The organism is Streptomyces sp. ActVer, assembly GCF_027270795.1.
GTDB lineage: Bacteria > Actinomycetota > Actinomycetes > Streptomycetales > Streptomycetaceae > Streptomyces > Streptomyces umbrinus_A.
In genome coordinates this window covers 1-18,251 of record NZ_JAPWHT010000192.1, presented here as the reverse complement: position 1 = coordinate 18,251, position 18,251 = coordinate 1, and the positions used below count along the sequence as shown (strand labels likewise).

The window sequence follows — 18,251 nt, the reverse complement described above, 5'->3', positions numbered from 1 at the left end:
CTTTGACGGGCGGGCTGACCGACCTCGGCGCGCCGTCCGGTGCGCTCCTCGGCGTCGGCGCCGCCGTCTGCGCCCTGATCGGCCACCGCGTCGCCAGCTACGACTACCCGTCGCGCTTCGTCCACTTCACCGCGGGAGTCGCCCTCCCGCTGGCGGCAGCGGCCCCGGCGATCTACGTCTTGGGCCGAGCGCTGGCCTGACGAGACCTTCCTCGCCCCCGCCGCCCCTACCCTCCCCCACTCTCGGCTTCGCTCGAGCGGGGGCCCCATCGTCCCCTGGGGCTCCGCCCCAGACCCCGTCGGTAGCGATTTCGGGTGCGGGCCCGGCTGTGGCTGATCGCGCGGTTCCCCGCGCCCCTTTTAGGGGCGCGGAACTGCGCACGGGGGTTCGGGGGCTGGCCCCCGAGTAAGGGACGGGTGTGGGTAGGGGCGGCGGGGGCGAAGAAAAGGCCTGGTCCCGCCGTCACCCCTGTCACAGCTGATCGACAACTCCCCCCGTCCCCCCGGCCGGAGACCCCGGCAGGGTTACCCTCGCGCCAGGAGACCGCCAAGGTGGGGGAACACGGAAACCATGCGAGCACTACGAATACTTCTGATCGTGACCGTCATCCTCGGCGGCCTCTTCATCATCGCCGACCGCGTAGCCGTCGGCTTCGCCGAGGACGAGGCGGCGGACAGGCTGAAGACCAACGAGGGCCTGGCCACCACCCCCAGCGTCTCGATCAAGGGCTTCCCCTTCCTCACCCAGGTGGTCGGCGGCGAACTCGACGAGGTCGAGGTCGGCATCAAGAACTACGAGGCCGACACGAGCGGCACCACCGTCGGCACGGGCACCGCCGACGGCACCACCCCGGACAAGATCCGCATCGACGACCTCACCGCCCAGATGCGAGGCGTCGCGTTCTCCGGCGACTACAGCTCCGCGAAGGCCGCCTCGGCGACCGGCACGGCGACGATCTCGTACGACGAACTCCTGAAGGCGGCGAAGGCCGAACCCGTGGACGTCACGAACGGAGTCACCGCCAAGGTCGTCGGCCTCTCCGACGGCGGCAACGGCAAGATCAAGGTCGAGGTCGAGGCCACGGTGCTCGGCACCAAGCTCCCGCGCCCGGTCTCCGTGCTCAGCTCGGTCAGCGTCAAGGGCGACACCGTCCAGGTGCAGGCCGACTCCCTCCCCAACCTGGGCGTCCAGCTCGCCGAGGACAAGGTCCGCCTGATCACGGACTTCCGTCAGAAGATCGACGGCCTGCCCGGCGGCATCAAGCTCGACAAGGTCGAAGCGGCGCCGAAGGGCGTGGACATCACGGTGAAGGGTTCGGACGTCAGCCTGGTCGGGTAGGTCGGGTGGTAGGTGGCGCAGGGAGTCAGGGCCTCGGCCCGCTCGAATCACCGTCCGTGTCCGTCCGATAGGCGAGACACCCCCGTCCGCACAGCAGATGTGCGGGAGATGTGATGAGGGCTACAGCCCCTCCGGGGCCGGGAGAAAACGGGCCGGACACCCTCCGCATCCCACATCGCGGACGATCGCGTCTCAACATGCGACACGCCGGTGACATGCCCGCCTGTCCGTCCCTACGATCGACGGCATGAAGCGACAGGCGGATCTCACGAAGCGGCGGGCAGTAGACCTGTGCCGCGTCGCCGCCATGCTCTGTCGCACCTTCTGAGCGGAAGCCTCGTTACTTCCGCGAGCCGGGCCCTTCGACCTCTCTTGTCGGGGCCAACCCTGCGCCGCGTACGCCATCGCAGCCGTGATCGTCGAGCGCGTCGCACCCCTTTCTGACGCAACGCCCCGCCGCAACTGCCCCGGAGGAGAACGAGCATGAGCCGCAGCGACGTCCTGGTAGACGCCGACTGGGTCCAGGACCACCTGGACGACCCCAGCGTGGCCATCGTCGAGGTCGACGAGGACACGTCCGCGTACGAGAAGAACCACATCCGGAACGCGATCCGGATCGACTGGACCAAGGACCTCCAGGACCCGGTCCGCCGTGACTTCGTCGACCAGGCCGGCTTCGAGAAGCTCCTGTCGGAGAAGGGCATCGGCAACGACACCCTGGTCGTCCTCTACGGCGGCAACAACAACTGGTTCGCGTCCTACGCCTACTGGTACTTCAAGCTGTACGGCCACGAGAACGTGAAGCTCCTCGACGGCGGCCGCAAGAAGTGGGAGCTCGACTCCCGCGACCTGGTCGCCGAGGTGCCCACCCGCGCCACGACCGACTACAAGGCCAAGGCCCAGAACACCGCGATCCGCGCCTTCCGCGACGACGTCGTGGCGGCCATCGGTTCGCAGAACCTGGTCGACGTCCGTTCGCCCGACGAGTTCAGCGGCAAGCTGCTCGCGCCGGCCCACCTGCCGCAGGAGCAGTCGCAGCGTCCGGGCCACGTCCCGTCCGCGCGCAACATCCCGTGGTCGAAGAACGCCAACGACGACGGCACCTTCAAGTCGGACGACGAGCTCAAGGAGCTCTACGCCGAGGAGCAGGTCGACCTCGCCAAGGACACCATCGCGTACTGCCGTATCGGTGAGCGTTCCGCGCTCACCTGGTTCGTGCTGCACGAGCTGCTCGGCGTCGAGAACGTCAAGAACTACGACGGCTCGTGGACCGAGTACGGCTCCCTCGTCGGTGTGCCGATCGAGCTCGGCGCCAACAAGTAACCCAAGGCCTGAAGGACTGAAGGACGGAAACGAACATGTGTGGAGCGAAGGCCGGCGGCCCGGACGCCTCGACGATCAAGCCCGGTGAGACCACCATCCAGGGTCAGGTGACCAAGGACGGCGAGCCGGTGGTGGGCTATGTCCGCCTCCTGGACTCGACCGGCGAGTTCACCGCCGAGGTCCCGACCTCGGCGACCGGACAGTTCCGCTTCTACGCGGCCGAGGGCACCTGGACCGTCCGCGCCCTCGTTCCCGGCGGCACGGCCGACCGCACGGTCGTGGCCCAGACCGGCGGCCTGGCCGAGGTGGCCATCGCCGTCTGACGTTTTTTCTGCACCCCTTGCACCGCTTCGCGGGCTGCGGGGTGCTGCGCCGGACTCCGCCCGCCTATTTGTGTGGGCGGAGTCCGACGCGGTTGAACGGCCGAAGGGCCGCACTTCCGGGGTTTCCGCTCTGCCGTGCGACGTGTTCCAGGCCCCGTTGCGACAGGGGAACGCGAGTTCTTGGGTCGAATGGGTGACCTTTGCGTGTGGGGCTCGTTGATTGCCGTGACGGAGGATCTTCAGCCGGGCGGGGGTGAACGGATGGGCGCATTGCGCAAGTTGGCGATGTCGCTCGTGGTGCCCGGTCCCTCTGGGGTGGCCATCCGGGACCGGCTGCGGGTGTCGCAGACAGATGCGGCGGTGCTGGCTGAGGTCGGTGTCCACCTGGGGTCGCTTGCGTCGGGTGATCTCGCGGAGCGGTCCCGGCATGGCCTGGCACACGATGCGGCCGGGTGGGCGGGACGCAAGCGAGAGCTGACGGCTAAGTCGTCGGCGCGCTGGGCGGGCAGTATCACCAAGGCGACGCATGATCAGTGGGCGCTGGCGAGGCGCGGGCAGGCCGCTTATCTGGGCTGGTTGCGGGGGCAGGTCTCGTCGGTCGAGGCGCGGCTGGCTCGGCCGCTGGGCGCCAAGGCGGACAAGCGGGAAGGGCTGGCGCGCGGGTATGCCTCGCGTGGTGAGTGGCATGCCAAGTCCCGCCGCCTGCACACCTTGAATGACGGGCTTGCGGCGGTGGAGGCGGACTGGGCGGCAGGCCGGGTGCGAGTGGTGCGCGGTGGCAAGCGGCTCGCCATCACCCGCCACCACCTGGCGGCGGCCGGGCTGAGCGAGCAGCAGTGGCGGGAGCGGTGGCAGGCGGAGCGAATGTTTCTCGCCGCCGACGGGGAGTCCGGCAAGCGGTTCGGCAATGAGACCATCCGCGTCACCGACACCGGACAGCTCTCGATCAAGCTCCCTGCCCCGCTGGTTCACCTGGCCAACGCCCCGCACGGCCGGTACGTGCTCGACGCGACTGTGCGGTTCCGGCATCGCGGGCAGGAGTGGCGCGACCGGATCACCGGGAACCGGGCGGTGGCCTACCGCATCCACCACGACACGGCACGCGGCCGCTGGTATGTGACCGCCGCCTGGCAGCGTGCCGGCGTCCCCGTCCTGCCGCTGGAGGCGGCCCTGGCCCGGGGGGTGGTCGGGGTGGACATGAACGACGACCACCTCGCCGCCTCGACGTGCACGGCAACCCGGTCGGCGAACCGCAGCGCTTCTTCTACGACCTCACCGGCAGCGCGGAGCACCGGGATGCGCAGATCCGGCACGCGCTGAGTCGGCTCCTGCACCACGCCCGCCGCTGTGGGGCCGCCGCGATCGCCATCGAGGGCCTCGACTTCACCGATGGTACAAGCCGGGAGAAGCACGGCCGCAACAAACGCTTCCGCCGACTGCTCTCCCGCTTCCCGACCGCGAAACTCAAGGCTCGACTCGCGTCGATGGCAGCCGAACACGACATCGCCGTCGTCACGGTCGACCCGGCCTACACCTCCCGCTGGGGTGCTCAGCACTGGCAGAAACCGCTGGCCACACCGGCTCGCAAGATTTCCCGGCACGATGCAGCGAGCATCGCGATCGGGCGACGCGCCCTTGGGCATCCGATCAGGCGACGGACGGCACCGCCCCCGCAGCACCAGAGTGATGGTGCGGGGCATCGGACCGTCCAGGCCGGACCGGGCGCCCGGGGACGTGACGGAATCCGCCCGCCCGCAACGGACCACGCCCCTGGAGACGTGTCGCTGAGTGGGAAGAGAAAGCGGAGACCGAGCACGCCCAACACCGTTCGGGGCGCGCCAGTGCAACTCATGTTCACTGATCAGGAACGGTTGGACGCTTTCCGCAAACCGGGTGCGGCCCTTTGGCTTGCTCGGATCTAGGCTGGAGACATGTACGCGCAAAGGCGTCACGTCTACTTCGCCATGATGGGCACGTGCATCGGGCTGTTCGTGCTGGCCTGGGGAGTCGTGCGGCTCTGGTCGGTGCCCGTGGCCGTCGGTATGTGCGTCGTGGCCATGGTGATTCCCCCGCTCGCGGCGATGGCGGCCAACCGCCGAGGCCCCGACGACCGCTGGTGGGACGACCCGTCCGGCGACCCCAAGTCCGACGACTGGTGGGACGAACTGGACGGCAAGAAGCGCCGGCAGTGATCCGTCCCGGTCAGTAGACGAGCGCCTGGGTCTCGTCCGCCAGGGCCTCCTGGACGAAGACCTGGGCGCCCGCGATGCGTACGCCCTCGATGACGTCCTTCTCCGTGATGTCCCGGCGGGCGGCGCACTGCGTGCAGAGGGTGAGGCGGCCGCCGGCCAGGATCGAGTCGAGCAGGTCGGGGAGCGGCGCCGCGTGCGGCAGCTCGAACCCGGCGGCCCGGCCCGGCAGCGCGAACCACGCGGACTCGCCCGTCAGCCACAGCGACACGTCCACCCCACTGGCCACGGCGACCGCCGCCACCGTGAACGCCTGCGAACAGCGTTCGGGAGCGTCCGCCCCCGCCGTCACCTTGATCACGAGCTTCTTCGCCATGGGCCGAATGGTAGGGCCTACCTCGGAGAGAGCTCCGCTCCCCGCCCGACTACAGTGGGGAGCGGCTCTGTACTGCCCACCACCGCGTCACCCCCGAGGAGCACCCCGTGCTTGAGTACTTCTTCGAAGCCCTGCTGGTCCTGGTCTGTGTCGGCGTTCTCGCCTTCACCGGGCTGGCCGTGAAGAAGCTGTACCAGGGCCAGCGCTGACCCCCATCAAGGAACTGCCGACCTCATGATCGAGATCCCGTCCGACCTGCACAAGGACCTCGTCCCCCTTGCCTTCCTGCTCGGCAACTGGACCGGCGCGGGCGTCCACGCCCCTGTCGGAGACAGTAATGAACGCCGCCCCGGCGACGAGAAGTGCAACTTCGGCCAGGAAGTCAGCTTCACCCACGACGGGCGGGACTTCCTGGAGTACCACTCGCACACCTGGGTCCTCGACGCCGAGGGCAACAAGGTGCGCGCGCTGGAGTCCGAGTCCGGCTTCTGGCGGATCGACCAGAACCGCAAGGTCGAGGTCGTCATGGTCCGCGACGACGGCGTCGTCGAGATCTGGTACGGCGAGATGGCCGACAAGAAGCCCCAGATCGACCTGGTCACGGACGCGGTCGCCCGTACGGCCGCCTCGGGTCCGTACAGCGGCGGCAAGCGTCTGTACGGCTATGTGAAGAGCGACCTCATGTGGGTCGGCGAGAAGCAGACCCCCGAGGTTGCGCTCCGCCCGTACATGTCGGCCCAGCTCAAGAAGGTCGTCAGCCCGGAGGACGTCGAGCGCTGGGCCAAGGCCCTGCCGGACGACATGCCGGACGACGGGATCGCTTTCTTCAAGTAGTTCTACAAGTAGTTCTAGACTTTCGGTGTGGTGAGCACTGGAAGCACCGAGGGCACTGACTGGAAGAGCGATCTGCGGCAGCGCGGCTACCGGCTGACGCCGCAGCGGCAACTCGTGCTCGAAGCCGTGGACACCCTGGAGCACGCGACCCCCGACGACATCCTCATCGAGGTGAGGAAGACGGCGTCGGGGGTCAACATTTCCACGGTGTACCGGACCCTGGAGCTCCTGGAGGAGCTCGGGCTCGTCTCGCACGCGCATCTCGGGCACGGGGCGCCCACGTACCACCTCGCGGACCGGCACCACCATCTCCACCTGGTCTGCCGCGACTGCACGAACGTCATCGAGGCGGACGTCGAGATCGCTGCCGACTTCACGGCAAAGCTCCGCGAGACGTTCGGTTTCTCCACCGACATGAAGCACTTCGCGATCTTCGGCCGCTGCGAGGACTGCACGGCGAGCGCGGCGAAGAAGGCCGCGAAGGCGGAGTAGGCGGCGGAAGCGGGGAGGCGGGGGCTCCCCGCGGCAAGTGGGGAGCCGCACTCCGGCGGAAATAAAAAGCGCGCCCACTCGGTCGTAGGCTGTGTGGATATGAAGAGCCCTCTGCTGTCCCTGCCCGGTGCCGTGCCCGCCGAGGGTGTGGACGAAGGTGTCGCCGCCCACTACGGGGACCTGTTCCGAGAACAGCGTGCCTTCGCCGGCGGCACCGGTTTCGTGGACCTCTCGCACCGCGGCGTGGTCACCGTCACCGGCGACGACCGGCTCAGCTGGCTGCACCTGCTGCTCACCCAGCACGTCAGCGACCTCCCGGCGGGCCGCGCCACCGAGGCGCTGATCCTCTCCGCGCACGGTCACATCGAGCACGCGCTGTATCTCGTCGACGACGGGACGACCACCTGGGCCCACGTGGAGCCCGACAGCCAGGACGCGCTGATCGCGTACCTGGAGTCGATGAAGTTCTTCTACCGCGTCGAAGTCGCCGACCGCACGGCCGAGTTCGCGGTCGTCCACCTGCCCGCCGGCTCCATCGCCGACGTCCCCGAGGGCGTCGTCGTCCGCGAGACACCGTACGGGCGTGATCTGTTCCTGCCGCGTGCGGACCTGGAGTCGTACGCCGCCGATGTCGACCGGCACGGCCCGGCGGTCGGGCTGCTCGCGTACGAGGCGCTGCGCGTCGAGCACCACCAGCCGCGGATCGGTTTCGAGACCGACCACCGGACCATCCCGCACGAGCTGGGCTGGATCGGCAGCGCGGTGCATCTGCAGAAGGGCTGCTACCGCGGGCAGGAGACCGTCGCCCGCGTCGAGAACCTGGGCAAGCCCCCGCGCCGGCTCGTCTTCCTGCACCTGGACGGCAGCGAGGTCCATCTGCCGCCGCACGGCGCGGAGCTGCGGCTCGCGGCCGAGGGGCCCGACGGGCGCAAGATCGGTTTCGTGACGACGGCCGTACGGCACCACGAGCTCGGGCCGATCGCCCTGGGGCTCGTCAAGCGGAACGTACCGCTGGACGCGCGGCTGGTGGCCGACACGACGGCCGCGGCGCAGGAGGTCGTGGTCGAGCCGTAGGGCGCCGCCCGGCCGGATCTTGGAGAGCCTGCTGCCCGGCTGACGGCTACATCTCCAGCAGGACGGTGAACGGGCCGTCGTTCGTCAGGGAGACGCGCATCTGCGCGCCGAAACGGCCCGTCGCCACCGTCGCTCCCAGCGAGCGCAGCTGGGCCACGACCTCGTCCACGAGGGGCTCCGCGACGTCGCCGGGGGCGGCCGCGTTCCAGGTGGGGCGGCGGCCCTTGCGGGCGTCCCCGTACAGCGTGAACTGGCTGATCACGAGCAGCGGGGCGTCGATGTCCGAGCACGACTTCTCGTCGGCCAGCATGCGGACCGACCAGAGTTTGCGGGCCAGTTGGGCCGCCTTCTCCTTGGTGTCCTCGTGGGTCACCCCGACCAGGACGCACAGGCCCTCGCCGTTGATCTCCCCGACGGTCTCACCCTCGACGACGACGCTCGCGCCGTCCACTCTCTGCACCACCGCACGCATACGGACCATCATGCCGTGCGTCGGATTGACGTCGGAGTCGACCTCGGTGCCGACTCCGTACGGGGGCTTTCTTATTGATCCTTAACCCCCCATCTGGGGCCGATCGGGGGCACTCGGTCACATAGCGGCCACTTGGGGTGGCACGATGCTCACACGCGCCGGTCGAGGGGACGGTTGAGGCACATGAGCACATCGAGTACAGGGCAGTCACCCGGGGTCGTATCGCTGATTCGGGGGGAGCCGCCGTCATCGCCACCGTCACCGTCTGCGGGCTCCCTGCTGCAGTCTTCGCCGTCGTCGTCAGCGCGCCCGGTCGCGGCGCGTCCGCCCACCCAGCGTACGGACAGCCCCATGCCTGAATCGGCGCCCGAGCCCGAGCCTGAGCCTGGGCTGAGCGTCCTGCGGTTGCCCGAACTGCGCACCCTGCGGAGGGACGCGCAGAGGGACGAGGCCGATCTGAGCTATGTGCGGCGGCTGCTGCAGGGGCGGATCGACATCCTGCGGGCCGAGTTGGGGCGGCGGGGTGCTCCGCGGCGGGGGCGCGAGGCGCGGATCGCGGCTTCGGCGTCCGTCGTCGAGCGGCTGTCGGAGATCCTCACGGATGCGCCGGCGCGGCAGCGGTCGTCGGCGCGGCACGTGACTGTGGGTACGCCCCACAGCGAGGAGTTCCGGCGGCTGGCCTCGGACATGCTCGCCGAGGTCGAGCTGTCCGATCTCGATGCGCGTACGGATCTGGAGCTGAACGCGGCGATGGGGCGGCTCGTGCGGTACGAGCAGCAGGTTTCTCGGCGGCGGCAGGACTTGCAGCGGACGGCTGACGACTGCAGTGCGGAGATCGCCCGTCGCTATCGCGAGGGCGAGGCGCAGGTGGACGACTTGCTGATGTGACTTTCTTCGTCTGCGGGTGGGTGGGGGCTGGTCGCGCAGTTCCCCGCGCCCCTGGGGTGGGTGGGGGTCGCGGCTCGTCTGTTGGGTGCGGGGCCGCGCCGGGATGTCCGTCCGCAGCGGACCAGGCAAGGCCCGATTGCCAAGGTGGCCGCCTTCCCCTGTCGTCGTAAGCTGCGGCCACACATCCCGCCACGTCCCCTCCGGCCGTGCCCCTTCAGGGGTGCGGGGAACGGCGCGAGCAACTACGACGGACCGTCACGTGGCAATCCGGCCTGGGCCACTGGTGTCTTCAGGGGCGCGGGGAACTGCGCGACCAGCCACAACGCACCCGCAGCGGACCAAGAAGCCCAGGGCGGAGCCCGCGTGTTGGCTGGGTCGGTTGGGAAGGGAAGGCAGAGGCATCCGACCGTAGAGATTGGGGGCAGGGAATGGACATCGAAGCGCTCCGCCGGGACACCCCGGGCACGGCGAACCGGGTTCATCTGAACAACGCGGGTGCCGGGCTGTTGTCGCGGAGGACCCTTCGGGACATGACGGTCCATCTGGAGCTGGAGGCCGCCATCGGGGGGTACGAGGCCGCGAACCGGGAACGGGACCGGATTGACGCCACGTATGCCAACATCGCCCGCCTCGTCGGCGGCCAACCCGACGAGATCGCGCTGTTCGACAACTCCACGCACGCCTGGAACGCCGCGTTCTATTCGATGACGTTCGCGCCGGGCGACCGCATCCTCACCGGCCGGGCCGAGTACGGAAGCAACGTCCTCGCCTATCTGCAGATCGCCCGGCGCACCGGCGCCGAGGTCGTCGTCGTCCCCAACGACGAGTCCGGGCAGCTCGACACCGCGGCCCTGGCGGAGCTGATCGACGACCGGACCAGGCTGGTCGGTGTCAGCCATGTCCCCACCAGCGGCGGCCTGGTCAACCCCGCGGCAGAGATCGGTCGCATCAGCCGGGCCGCGGGTGTGCCCTTCCTGCTCGATGCGACCCAGTCCGTCGGCCAGTTCCCGGTCGATGTCGCCGAACTCGGGTGCGACATGCTCACCGCCACGGGCAGGAAGTTCCTGCGTGGCCCTCGCGGAACGGGATTTCTGTGGGTGCGCCGGGAAGCACTGGACCACCTGGAGCCGTACGTCAGCGAGATCGCCTCCGCCACCTGGGACGGCAAGCGGGGCTTCACCTGGCGCGACGGCGCCCGGCGCTTCGAGACCTGGGAGGTGAGCTACGCCAACGTCCTCGGCCTGAGCGCCGCCGTCGAGCAGGCTCTGGAGATCGGTATGGAGGACATCGGCCGGCGTGCCGTCGAGCTCGGCACGCTGCTGCGTGATCGCTTGGATGCCCTGCCCGGTGTCACGACGTACGACCTCGGTCGGCAGCGGTGCGCGATCGTCACCGCCAAGGTCGATGGCGTGTCCACCGCGGACGTTGCCGCCGCTCTTGCCGGGCGCGGCGTCAATGTCACCACCACCGTGGCGGCGCACACCCAGTTCGACACCGAGGACCGGGGCGTCCATCCGCTGGTGCGGCTGTCGCCGCACTACTACAACACCGAGGCCGAACTCGACCGCGCCGTCGAGGTGTTCGCCGGGTCGGCGAAGCGCTAGCCGCGGTCAGGGAGAGGGGTCCAGGGCCGGCTCGGCGGGTTCCGGGGTGACGGTGGAGGGCGTGGGGGTGCGGCTCACGTAGCGGTAGGTGAAGAGGGAGCCGGCGGTCAGGAGGGCGGTGGCTATGACCAGGGTCGTGTTGTAGCCGTTGTCGAAGGCGGAGGTGGCGGCGTCCAGGAGGGGGCGGCCCTGTTCGGCGGGCAGGTGGTCGGCGGTGGCGCGGGCCTCGTCCAGGCTGTCGGCCGCGGTGTCGGGGGTCCCCGCGGGCAGGGTGACCGTGCCGGTGTAGACCGCCGTGAGCACGCTGCCGAGGACGGCGACACCGGTGAGGCTGCCCAGTTCGTACGAGACCTCCTCCACCGAGGAGGCCATACCGGCGCGGTGGGGTGGGGCGCCGCCGATGATCGCGGCGGAGGCGGCGGTCATCGTGGTGCCCAGACCCGCGCCGGCCAGGATGAGGCCGGGGACGACCCAGCCGGAGCTCTGCGCGGAGTCCAGGAGGGGGAACGCGCCGGGGGTGAGCAGGAGCGTGAGCAGGATGCCCAGTGCGCTCGTGGCGAGGCCGCCGCCGATCAGTGTGCGCACGCTGACCCGGTGGACCAGGCCGCCGACGACGACCCCGGCCACCAGGGCGCCCAGCGCGCACGCGGCCACGAGCAGGCCCGCGCTGAGCGGGGTGTGGCCGATGACCAGTTGAAGGCGCTGGGCCAGGATGAGCTGGATGCCCGCGGTGGCGAACATCGCGAGGCCGGCGCCGAGCACACCGACGAGCAGGGGCCGATTGCGGAAGAGCGCGAAGTCGATCAGGGGGTAGGGCTGAGTGCGCTGGCGGCGCAGGAAGGCCCGGAAGCCGGCGAACGACACCAGCAGTGCCCCGACTATGTGCAGGGGCGCGGGATCGGGCCTGGTGGTCTCCTTGATCGCGTAGACCAGGCCGACGAGGCCGAGCATGACGTACACGGACGCGACCGGGTCCCAGGGCCGGTCTGCGCGGCCGGATCCGCCGGGTGCCAGGAACACCGCCGCTACCAGGGCGAGCAGGACGACGGGCACGTTGACCAGGAACACCGAACCCCACCAGAAGTGCTCCAGCAGGAAACCGCCGAGGACCGGTCCGAGCGCGGTGCCGACGACCGACGTCGTGCCCCAGATCCCGATCGCCACCCCGCGTTCCCGCTCGTCCTCGAAGGTGAGCCGGATCAGCGCCAGCGTCGAGGGCATCATCGTTGCCGCGCCCACCGCCAGGAAGGCGCGCGCGGCGATCAGCATCCCGGGGGAGGGGGCGAACGCGGCCATCGTCGACGCCGCACCGAAGATGACCAGGCCGGCCAGGAAGAGCCGCTTGTGTCCCACCCGGTCGCCCAGCGTGCCGGTCCCCAGCAGCAGGCCGGCCGACACCAGCGGATAGGCGTTGATGATCCAGAGCTTCTGCGAGGCGTCGGCGTGCAGATCGCCGGTCAGGGTGGGCAGTGCGGTGTAGAGCACCGTCATGTCCACCGATATCAGCAACAGCCCCGCCGAGACGGTCAGCAGGACCCACCAGCGTCGTGCCTTGCTCATGCCGTACCTCGGATCTTCTGGATTCGACGGTGCGCCGGAAGGGCGCCGAGCCTGTGGGTCATGGTGTGGAGGCCGATTCGGTGAGCGCGGCGATCCGCTGTCGCAGGGCATCCTTCACCGCGGGCGTGAGTTTCGTCCCGGTGGTCGCCTCGAAAAGCCACAGCCCGTCCGCGGCCATCCGGGCCAGGAACAGCTCCAGTTGCGCCGGATCGGGCTCGGCCGGGACCGGCACCCACCGGTCCACCAGGGCGTTCCACACCTGCGCCAGCTCCGGGTCGGACGCCGACTCGACCATGAACGCCAGGTCCGCCTTGCGCGGCTGGCTCTCCATGTCCATGAGCGTGTAGGCGATCGCCCGCTCGGCCACCGTCGCCTCCGCGAACGCCTTCCCGAGCCTCGCCTCCAGATGCTTCTCCCATCCCTCGGTCAGATACCGCTGGATCGCAAGCAGCAGCTCCTCCCGGGTACGGAAGTGATACAGCAGCCCCCCCTTGGTCAGTCCGGCCTCCACGGCCACCGACTCCAGGGTCAGACTCGTGATCCCCTCCTTCTCGGTCACACGGATCGCGGCTTCCAGGATCTGGGTTCTCGAACTCGGTCGCATAGCCGTAACTGTACCATCCGGAAGGTACAGTTACGCAGGTGGGAGAGTCGGCATAGTGCTGAGGGCCCTTGCTGACCAGTGTGAACGCCGGTCGGCAAGGGCCCTCAGTTCGGTCGGGCGTCCGGTCAGATGTCCCGGAAGATCTCGATCTGCGCCCCCACCGAGTTGAGCCGCTCCGCCAGGTCCTCGTAGCCGCGGTTGATGACGTACACGTTCCGCAGGACGGAGGTGCCCTCGGCCGCCATCATCGCCAGGAGGACGACGACGGCGGGGCGCAGGGCGGGCGGGCACATCATCTCGGCGGCGCGCCAGCGGGTCGGGCCCTCGACCAGGACCCGGTGCGGGTCGAGGAGCTGGAGGCGGCCGCCGAGGCGGTTCAGGTCCGTGAGGTAGATCGCGCGGTTGTCGTAGACCCAGTCGTGGATCAGCGTCTTGCCCTGCGCCGAGGCCGCGATGGCCGCGAAGAACGGGACGTTGTCGATGTTCAGGCCGGGGAACGGCATCGGGTGGATCTTGTCGATCGGCGCCTCCAGCTTGGAGGGCCGGACGGTCAGGTCCACCAGGCGCGTACGGCCGTTGTCCGCGAAGTACTCCGGCGTACGGTCGTGGTCGAGGCCCATCTCCTCCAGGACCGCCAGCTCGATCTCCAGGAACTCGATCGGCACCCGGCGCACGGTCAGCTCGGACTCCGTGACGACCGCCGCGGCCAGCAGGCTCATCGCCTCGACCGGGTCCTCGGAGGGGGAGTAGTCGACGTCCACGTCGATCGTCGGCACGCCGTGCACGGTGAGCGTGGTGGTGCCGATGCCCTCGACGCGTACGCCCAGTGCCTCCAGGAAGAAGCAGAGGTCCTGGACCATGTAGTTGGACGAGGCGTTGCGGATGATGGTCGTGCCGTCGTGGCGCGCGGCCGCGAGCAGCGCGTTCTCGGTCACCGTGTCGCCGCGCTCGGTCAGCACGATGGGGCGGCCCGGGGTCACCTTGCGGTCCACCTGCGCGTGGTAGAGACCCTCGGTGGCCGCGATGTCCAGGCCGAACCGGCGCAGCGCGATCATGTGCGGCTCGATCGTCCGCGTCCCCAGGTCGCAGCCGCCCGCGTACGGCAGCGTGAAGCTGTCCATGCGGTGCAGCAGCGGGCCGAGGAACATGATGATCGAGCGGGTGCGACGGGCCGCCGCCGCGTCCATCGCCCCCATGTCCAGCTCGGCGGGCGGGACGATCTCCAGGTCGACGCCACCGTTGATCCACCGGGTGCGTACGCCGATGGAGCCGAGCACCTCCAGAAGGCGGTACACCTCCTCGATGCGCGCGACGCGGCGCAGCACCGTGCGGCCCCGGTTCAGCAGGGTCGCGCAGAGCAGCGCCACGCACGCGTTCTTGCTGGTCTTGACGTCGATGGAGCCGGAGAGCCGACGGCCGCCGACCACCCGCAGATGCATCGGACCCGCGTAGCCGAGCGAGACGATCTCGCTGTCCAGCGCTTCACCGATTCGGGCGATCATCTCAAGGCTGATGTTTTGGTTGCCGCGTTCGATGCGGTTCACCGCACTCTGACTGGTGCCGAGCGCCTCGGCCAGCTGCGTCTGTGTCCAGCCCCGGTGCTGACGGGCGTCACGGATGAGCTTGCCGATGCGTACGAGGTAGTCGTCTGCCATAGCGGCAGGCTATCTCACATATGAGATGTGGCATCTCGGGGGGTCCGAGTGGGTGACGGTCTCTCAGCCGCGCTTGGGGCGCTTGGTCGTGGTGCGCCGCCAGCCGAAGGGGCCCGGCAGGTCCATCGAGGTGGTCCGGCGGCCCGTGCTGCTGTGTGTGCGCCGCGGGCCGTTCTTGCCGCCGCTGGTGATGGACCACGAGCGACGGTTGATGTTCAGCCGTACCCCGGGCAGGATCCGGAAGCTCTTGCGGAATGTGAGGGGCATGCGTGCCTCCTTGTCGTCCGTCGCCGGGTACCCCGGATGCCGGTCGATACGCCGAACGCGCTTGACTCCGGGCCCGGTTCGGGTCCTGGACCGGGTCTCTGTCCGTGTCGGGGGCTGCGCCGGGCCCGTATCCGCGGCTGCCCCGCGGCGCGGTTTCGGCCGTCTTGAGATGCCTCCCGGAGCAGGTCGGCGGGGGTGTCCGTGCAACAGGACACACCCTCCGGGCATGACCGCCCAGCGGTCATGTACTAGAGTTATCTCGACATCGAGATATCTGCCGAGGCGTGCCGCAGCCGCCCAGACCGGTAAGGGTCACCTAACTTAGCCTTACCTTAGCGGATCGGCCAAGAGGGCGTGGCGGCAGGATGCGGTGGTACGCGCACATGAATGAAGGAGACTGTCGTGTCGGCGAACAGCTTCGACGCCCGTAGCACGCTCAGCGTGGGCGACGAGTCGTACGAGATCTTCCGGCTGGACAAGGTGGAAGGCTCGGCCCGCCTTCCGTACAGCCTCAAGGTCCTGCTGGAGAACCTGCTCCGTACCGAGGACGGCGCGAACATCACCGCCGACCACATCCGTGCTCTTGGCGGCTGGGACTCGCAGGCCCAGCCCAGCCAGGAGATCCAGTTCACGCCGGCCCGCGTGATCATGCAGGACTTCACCGGTGTGCCCTGTGTCGTGGACCTCGCGACCATGCGTGAGGCCGTGAAGGAGCTGGGCGGCGACGCGGCGAAGATCAACCCGCTGGCCCCCGCCGAGCTGGTCATCGACCACTCCGTCATCGCCGACAAGTTCGGCACCAACGAGGCGTTCGCCCAGAACGTCGAGCTGGAGTACGGCCGCAACCGCGAGCGCTACCAGTTCCTGCGCTGGGGCCAGACCGCCTTCGACGAGTTCAAGGTCGTCCCGCCGGGCACCGGCATCGTCCACCAGGTCAACATCGAGCACCTCGCCCGGACCGTCATGGTCCGAGGCGGGCAGGCGTACCCCGACACCCTCGTCGGTACGGACTCGCACACCACCATGGTCAACGGTCTGGGCGTACTGGGCTGGGGCGTCGGCGGTATCGAGGCCGAGGCCGCGATGCTCGGCCAGCCGGTCTCGATGCTCATCCCGCGCGTCGTCGGCTTCAAGCTCACCGGTGAGCTGACGCCCGGCACCACCGCCACCGACCTCGTGCTCACGATCACCGAGATGCTCCGCAAGCACGGTGTCGTCGGCAAGTTCGTCGAGTTCTACGGCGAGGGTGTGGCGGCCACGAGCCTCGCCAACCGCGCCACCATCGGCAACATGTCGCCGGAGTTCGGCTCCACCGCCGCGATCTTCCCGATCGACGGCGAGACGCTGAAGTACCTGAAGCTGACCGGCCGCAGCGAGCAGCAGGTCGCCCTCGTCGAGGCGTACGCCAAGGAGCAGGGCCTCTGGCTCGACCCGGCCGCCGAGCCCGACTTCTCCGAGAAGCTTGAGCTGGACCTCTCCACGGTCGTCCCGTCGATCGCCGGTCCGAAGCGCCCGCAGGACCGCATCGTCCTCGCGAACGCCGCCGAGCAGTTCAAGAGCGACGTCCGCAACTACGTCGACACCGCCGACGAGGCGGGCAAGGAGTCCTTCCCGGCCTCCGACGCCCCGGCCAACCACCCCAACGGCGCCCCGTCCAACCCGGTCACCGTGACCGCCGCCGACGGCTCCACGTACGAGATCGACCACGGTGCGGTGACGGTCGCGGCCATCACCTCCTGCACCAACACCTCGAACCCGTACGTCATGGTCGCCGCCGCGCTCGTCGCGAAGAAGGCCGTGGAGAAGGGGCTCACGCGCAAGCCCTGGGTGAAGACCACCCTCGCGCCCGGCTCCAAGGTCGTCACCGACTACTTCGACAAGGCGGGGCTCACCCCCTACCTCGACAAGGTCGGCTTCAACCTCGTCGGCTACGGCTGCACCACCTGCATCGGCAACTCCGGCCCGCTGCCGGAGGAGGTCTCCAAGGCAGTCAACGACCACGACCTGGCCGTGACCTCGGTGCTCTCCGGCAACCGCAACTTCGAGGGCCGGATCAACCCCGACGTCAAGATGAACTACCTGGCCTCCCCGCCGCTGGTCGTCGCGTACGCCCTCGCGGGCTCCATGAAGGTGGACATCACGCGCGACGCGCTCGGCGTCGACCAGGAGGGCAAGCCGGTCTTCCTGACCGACATCTGGCCCACCGAGGCCGAGGTCAACGACGTCGTGGCGAACGCCATCGGCGAGGACATGTTCAACAAGTCCTACCAGGACGTCTTCGCGGGCGACGCCCAGTGGCAGGCGCTGCCGATCCCGACCGGCAACACCTTCGAGTGGGACCCGCAGTCCACCTACGTGCGCAAGCCCCCGTACTTCGAGGGCATGACGATGGAGACCACCCCGGTCTCCGACATCACCGGCGCGCGCGTCCTCGCCAAGCTCGGCGACTCGGTGACGACGGACCACATCTCGCCCGCCGGTGCCATCAAGGCCGACACCCCGGCCGGCAAGTACCTCACCGAGCACGGCATCGAGCGGCGGGACTTCAACTCCTACGGCTCGCGCCGAGGCAACCACGAGGTCATGATCCGCGGCACCTTCGCCAACATCCGCCTGCGCAACCAGATCGCGCCGGGCACCGAGGGCGGCTACACCCGCGACTTCACCGTCGACGGCGGTCCGGTCTCCTTCATCTACGACGCCTCGCGCAACTACATCGAGCAGGGCACCCCGCTGGTCATCCTGGCCGGCAAGGAGTACGGCTCCGGCTCGTCGCGCGACTGGGCGGCCAAGGGCACCGCGCTCCTCGGCGTCAAGGCCGTCGTCGCCGAGTCGTACGAGCGCATCCACCGCTCCAACCTCATCGGCATGGGCGTCATCCCGCTGCAGTACCCGGAGGGCCAGTCCGCCGAGAGCCTCGGCCTGACCGGCGAGGAGGCCTTCTCCATCGCCGGCATCACCGAGCTGAACGACGGCACCACCCCCCGTACGGTCAAGGTCACCACCGACACCGGTGTGGAGTTCGACGCGGTCGTCCGCATCGACACCCCCGGTGAGGCCGACTACTACCGCAACGGCGGCATCCTGCAGTACGTGCTGCGCAGCCTGATCCGCAAGTAGACGGACCACCGCAAGTACGCGGTCCGGTACGCAAGTCGAGGGCCGCACTCCCGGAGACGGGGGTGCGGCCCTCTGCCGTGCGGAGGGCGGCCGGGGTGGGCGGTGTGGTGCAGCGGGGCTGGGCCGGGCTGG

17 protein-coding genes and 2 pseudogenes are annotated in these 18,251 nt (G+C 69.3%); 13 read left to right on the top strand and 6 right to left on the bottom strand.

The genetic code is table 11. The annotated features are described in order from the left end of the window. From O3Q52_RS28165 to O3Q52_RS28140, 7 genes and pseudogenes are all read left to right on the top strand, one after another. Positions 1–200 (top strand): annotated as a pseudogene (locus tag O3Q52_RS28165) (hypothetical protein); the annotation flags it as partial. A 370-nt stretch (positions 201–570) separates the two neighbouring features. Next, positions 571–1,338 carry a DUF2993 domain-containing protein gene (locus O3Q52_RS28160; RefSeq protein ID WP_269651511.1) on the top strand — a complete coding sequence of 256 codons (768 nt, stop codon included), beginning with the start codon at positions 571–573 and terminating at the stop codon, positions 1,336–1,338. Between the two features lie 247 nt (positions 1,339–1,585). Continuing rightward, positions 1,586–1,666, top strand: coding sequence for a putative leader peptide (locus tag O3Q52_RS54440; protein ID WP_350310325.1), 81 nt, complete (start codon positions 1,586–1,588; stop codon positions 1,664–1,666). A 155-nt stretch (positions 1,667–1,821) separates the two neighbouring features. Continuing rightward, positions 1,822–2,661: a sulfurtransferase gene (locus O3Q52_RS28155; protein ID WP_055617550.1), complete on the top strand. Its 840-nt coding sequence runs from the start codon at positions 1,822–1,824 to the stop codon at positions 2,659–2,661. Positions 2,662–2,696: 35 nt separating this feature from the next. After that, the gene (locus tag O3Q52_RS28150) at positions 2,697–2,984 is read left to right on the top strand and encodes a DUF1416 domain-containing protein (protein ID WP_033324392.1); all 288 of its coding nucleotides are present in this window, start codon (positions 2,697–2,699) and stop codon (positions 2,982–2,984) included. Between the two features lie 261 nt (positions 2,985–3,245). Next, positions 3,246–4,906, top strand: a pseudogene (locus O3Q52_RS28145) (IS200/IS605 family accessory protein TnpB-related protein). A 9-nt stretch (positions 4,907–4,915) separates the two neighbouring features. Further along, positions 4,916–5,176, top strand: coding sequence for a DUF3099 domain-containing protein (locus tag O3Q52_RS28140; protein ID WP_269651510.1), 261 nt, complete (start codon positions 4,916–4,918; stop codon positions 5,174–5,176). Between the two features lie 10 nt (positions 5,177–5,186). Here the strand turns inward: O3Q52_RS28140 and O3Q52_RS28135 are convergent, their stop codons facing one another. Continuing rightward, on the bottom strand, positions 5,187–5,549 hold the full coding sequence (locus O3Q52_RS28135; protein ID WP_269651509.1) for a DsrE family protein: 363 nt from the start codon (positions 5,547–5,549) through the stop codon (positions 5,187–5,189). 234 nt (positions 5,550–5,783) lie between these two features. Between O3Q52_RS28135 and O3Q52_RS28130 the strand changes: the two genes are divergently transcribed. From O3Q52_RS28130 to O3Q52_RS28120, 3 genes are all read left to right on the top strand, one after another. Beyond that, positions 5,784–6,383: an FABP family protein gene (locus tag O3Q52_RS28130; RefSeq protein WP_269651508.1), complete on the top strand. Its 600-nt coding sequence runs from the start codon at positions 5,784–5,786 to the stop codon at positions 6,381–6,383. Between the two features lie 30 nt (positions 6,384–6,413). Beyond that, positions 6,414–6,875, top strand: a complete 462-nt coding sequence (locus O3Q52_RS28125; protein ID WP_189838334.1) for a Fur family transcriptional regulator — start codon at positions 6,414–6,416, stop codon at positions 6,873–6,875. Between the two features lie 99 nt (positions 6,876–6,974). Next, positions 6,975–7,949 carry a folate-binding protein YgfZ gene (locus O3Q52_RS28120; RefSeq protein ID WP_269651507.1) on the top strand — a complete coding sequence of 325 codons (975 nt, stop codon included), beginning with the start codon at positions 6,975–6,977 and terminating at the stop codon, positions 7,947–7,949. A gap of 46 nt (positions 7,950–7,995) precedes the next feature. On the opposite strand, the gene dtd is transcribed toward O3Q52_RS28120, so the two are convergent. Beyond that, positions 7,996–8,421, bottom strand: coding sequence for a D-aminoacyl-tRNA deacylase (dtd, locus tag O3Q52_RS28115; protein WP_269651506.1), 426 nt, complete (start codon positions 8,419–8,421; stop codon positions 7,996–7,998). Positions 8,422–8,604: 183 nt separating this feature from the next. On the opposite strand from dtd, the gene O3Q52_RS28110 reads away from it, so the two are divergent. Both O3Q52_RS28110 and O3Q52_RS28105 read left to right on the top strand, forming a co-directional pair. Next, positions 8,605–9,309: a hypothetical protein gene (locus O3Q52_RS28110; protein WP_269651505.1), complete on the top strand. Its 705-nt coding sequence runs from the start codon at positions 8,605–8,607 to the stop codon at positions 9,307–9,309. A 428-nt stretch (positions 9,310–9,737) separates the two neighbouring features. Then, entirely contained in the window at positions 9,738–10,913 is a 1,176-nt protein-coding gene (locus tag O3Q52_RS28105; RefSeq protein WP_269651504.1) for an aminotransferase class V-fold PLP-dependent enzyme, read from the top strand. A gap of 6 nt (positions 10,914–10,919) precedes the next feature. Here the strand turns inward: O3Q52_RS28105 and O3Q52_RS28100 are convergent, their stop codons facing one another. The 4 genes from O3Q52_RS28100 to O3Q52_RS28085 all read right to left on the bottom strand — a co-directional run bounded on the left by O3Q52_RS28100 (position 10,920) and on the right by O3Q52_RS28085 (position 14,999). Further along, positions 10,920–12,473, bottom strand: coding sequence for an MFS transporter (locus tag O3Q52_RS28100; protein WP_269651503.1), 1,554 nt, complete (start codon positions 12,471–12,473; stop codon positions 10,920–10,922). Between the two features lie 58 nt (positions 12,474–12,531). Beyond that, complete coding sequence (locus O3Q52_RS28095) at positions 12,532–13,077, bottom strand: TetR/AcrR family transcriptional regulator (RefSeq protein WP_269651502.1); 546 nt, start codon at positions 13,075–13,077, stop codon at positions 12,532–12,534. Between the two features lie 125 nt (positions 13,078–13,202). Next, positions 13,203–14,732, bottom strand: coding sequence for a UDP-N-acetylglucosamine 1-carboxyvinyltransferase (locus tag O3Q52_RS28090; protein WP_269651501.1), 1,530 nt, complete (start codon positions 14,730–14,732; stop codon positions 13,203–13,205). A 63-nt stretch (positions 14,733–14,795) separates the two neighbouring features. Beyond that, positions 14,796–14,999, bottom strand: a complete 204-nt coding sequence (locus O3Q52_RS28085) for a DUF4236 domain-containing protein (RefSeq protein WP_055614328.1) — start codon at positions 14,997–14,999, stop codon at positions 14,796–14,798. 402 nt (positions 15,000–15,401) lie between these two features. Between O3Q52_RS28085 and acnA the strand changes: the two genes are divergently transcribed. Further along, complete coding sequence (gene acnA, locus O3Q52_RS28080; protein WP_200395376.1) at positions 15,402–18,119, top strand: aconitate hydratase AcnA; 2,718 nt, start codon at positions 15,402–15,404, stop codon at positions 18,117–18,119. Positions 18,120–18,251: the final 132 nt, after the last annotated feature.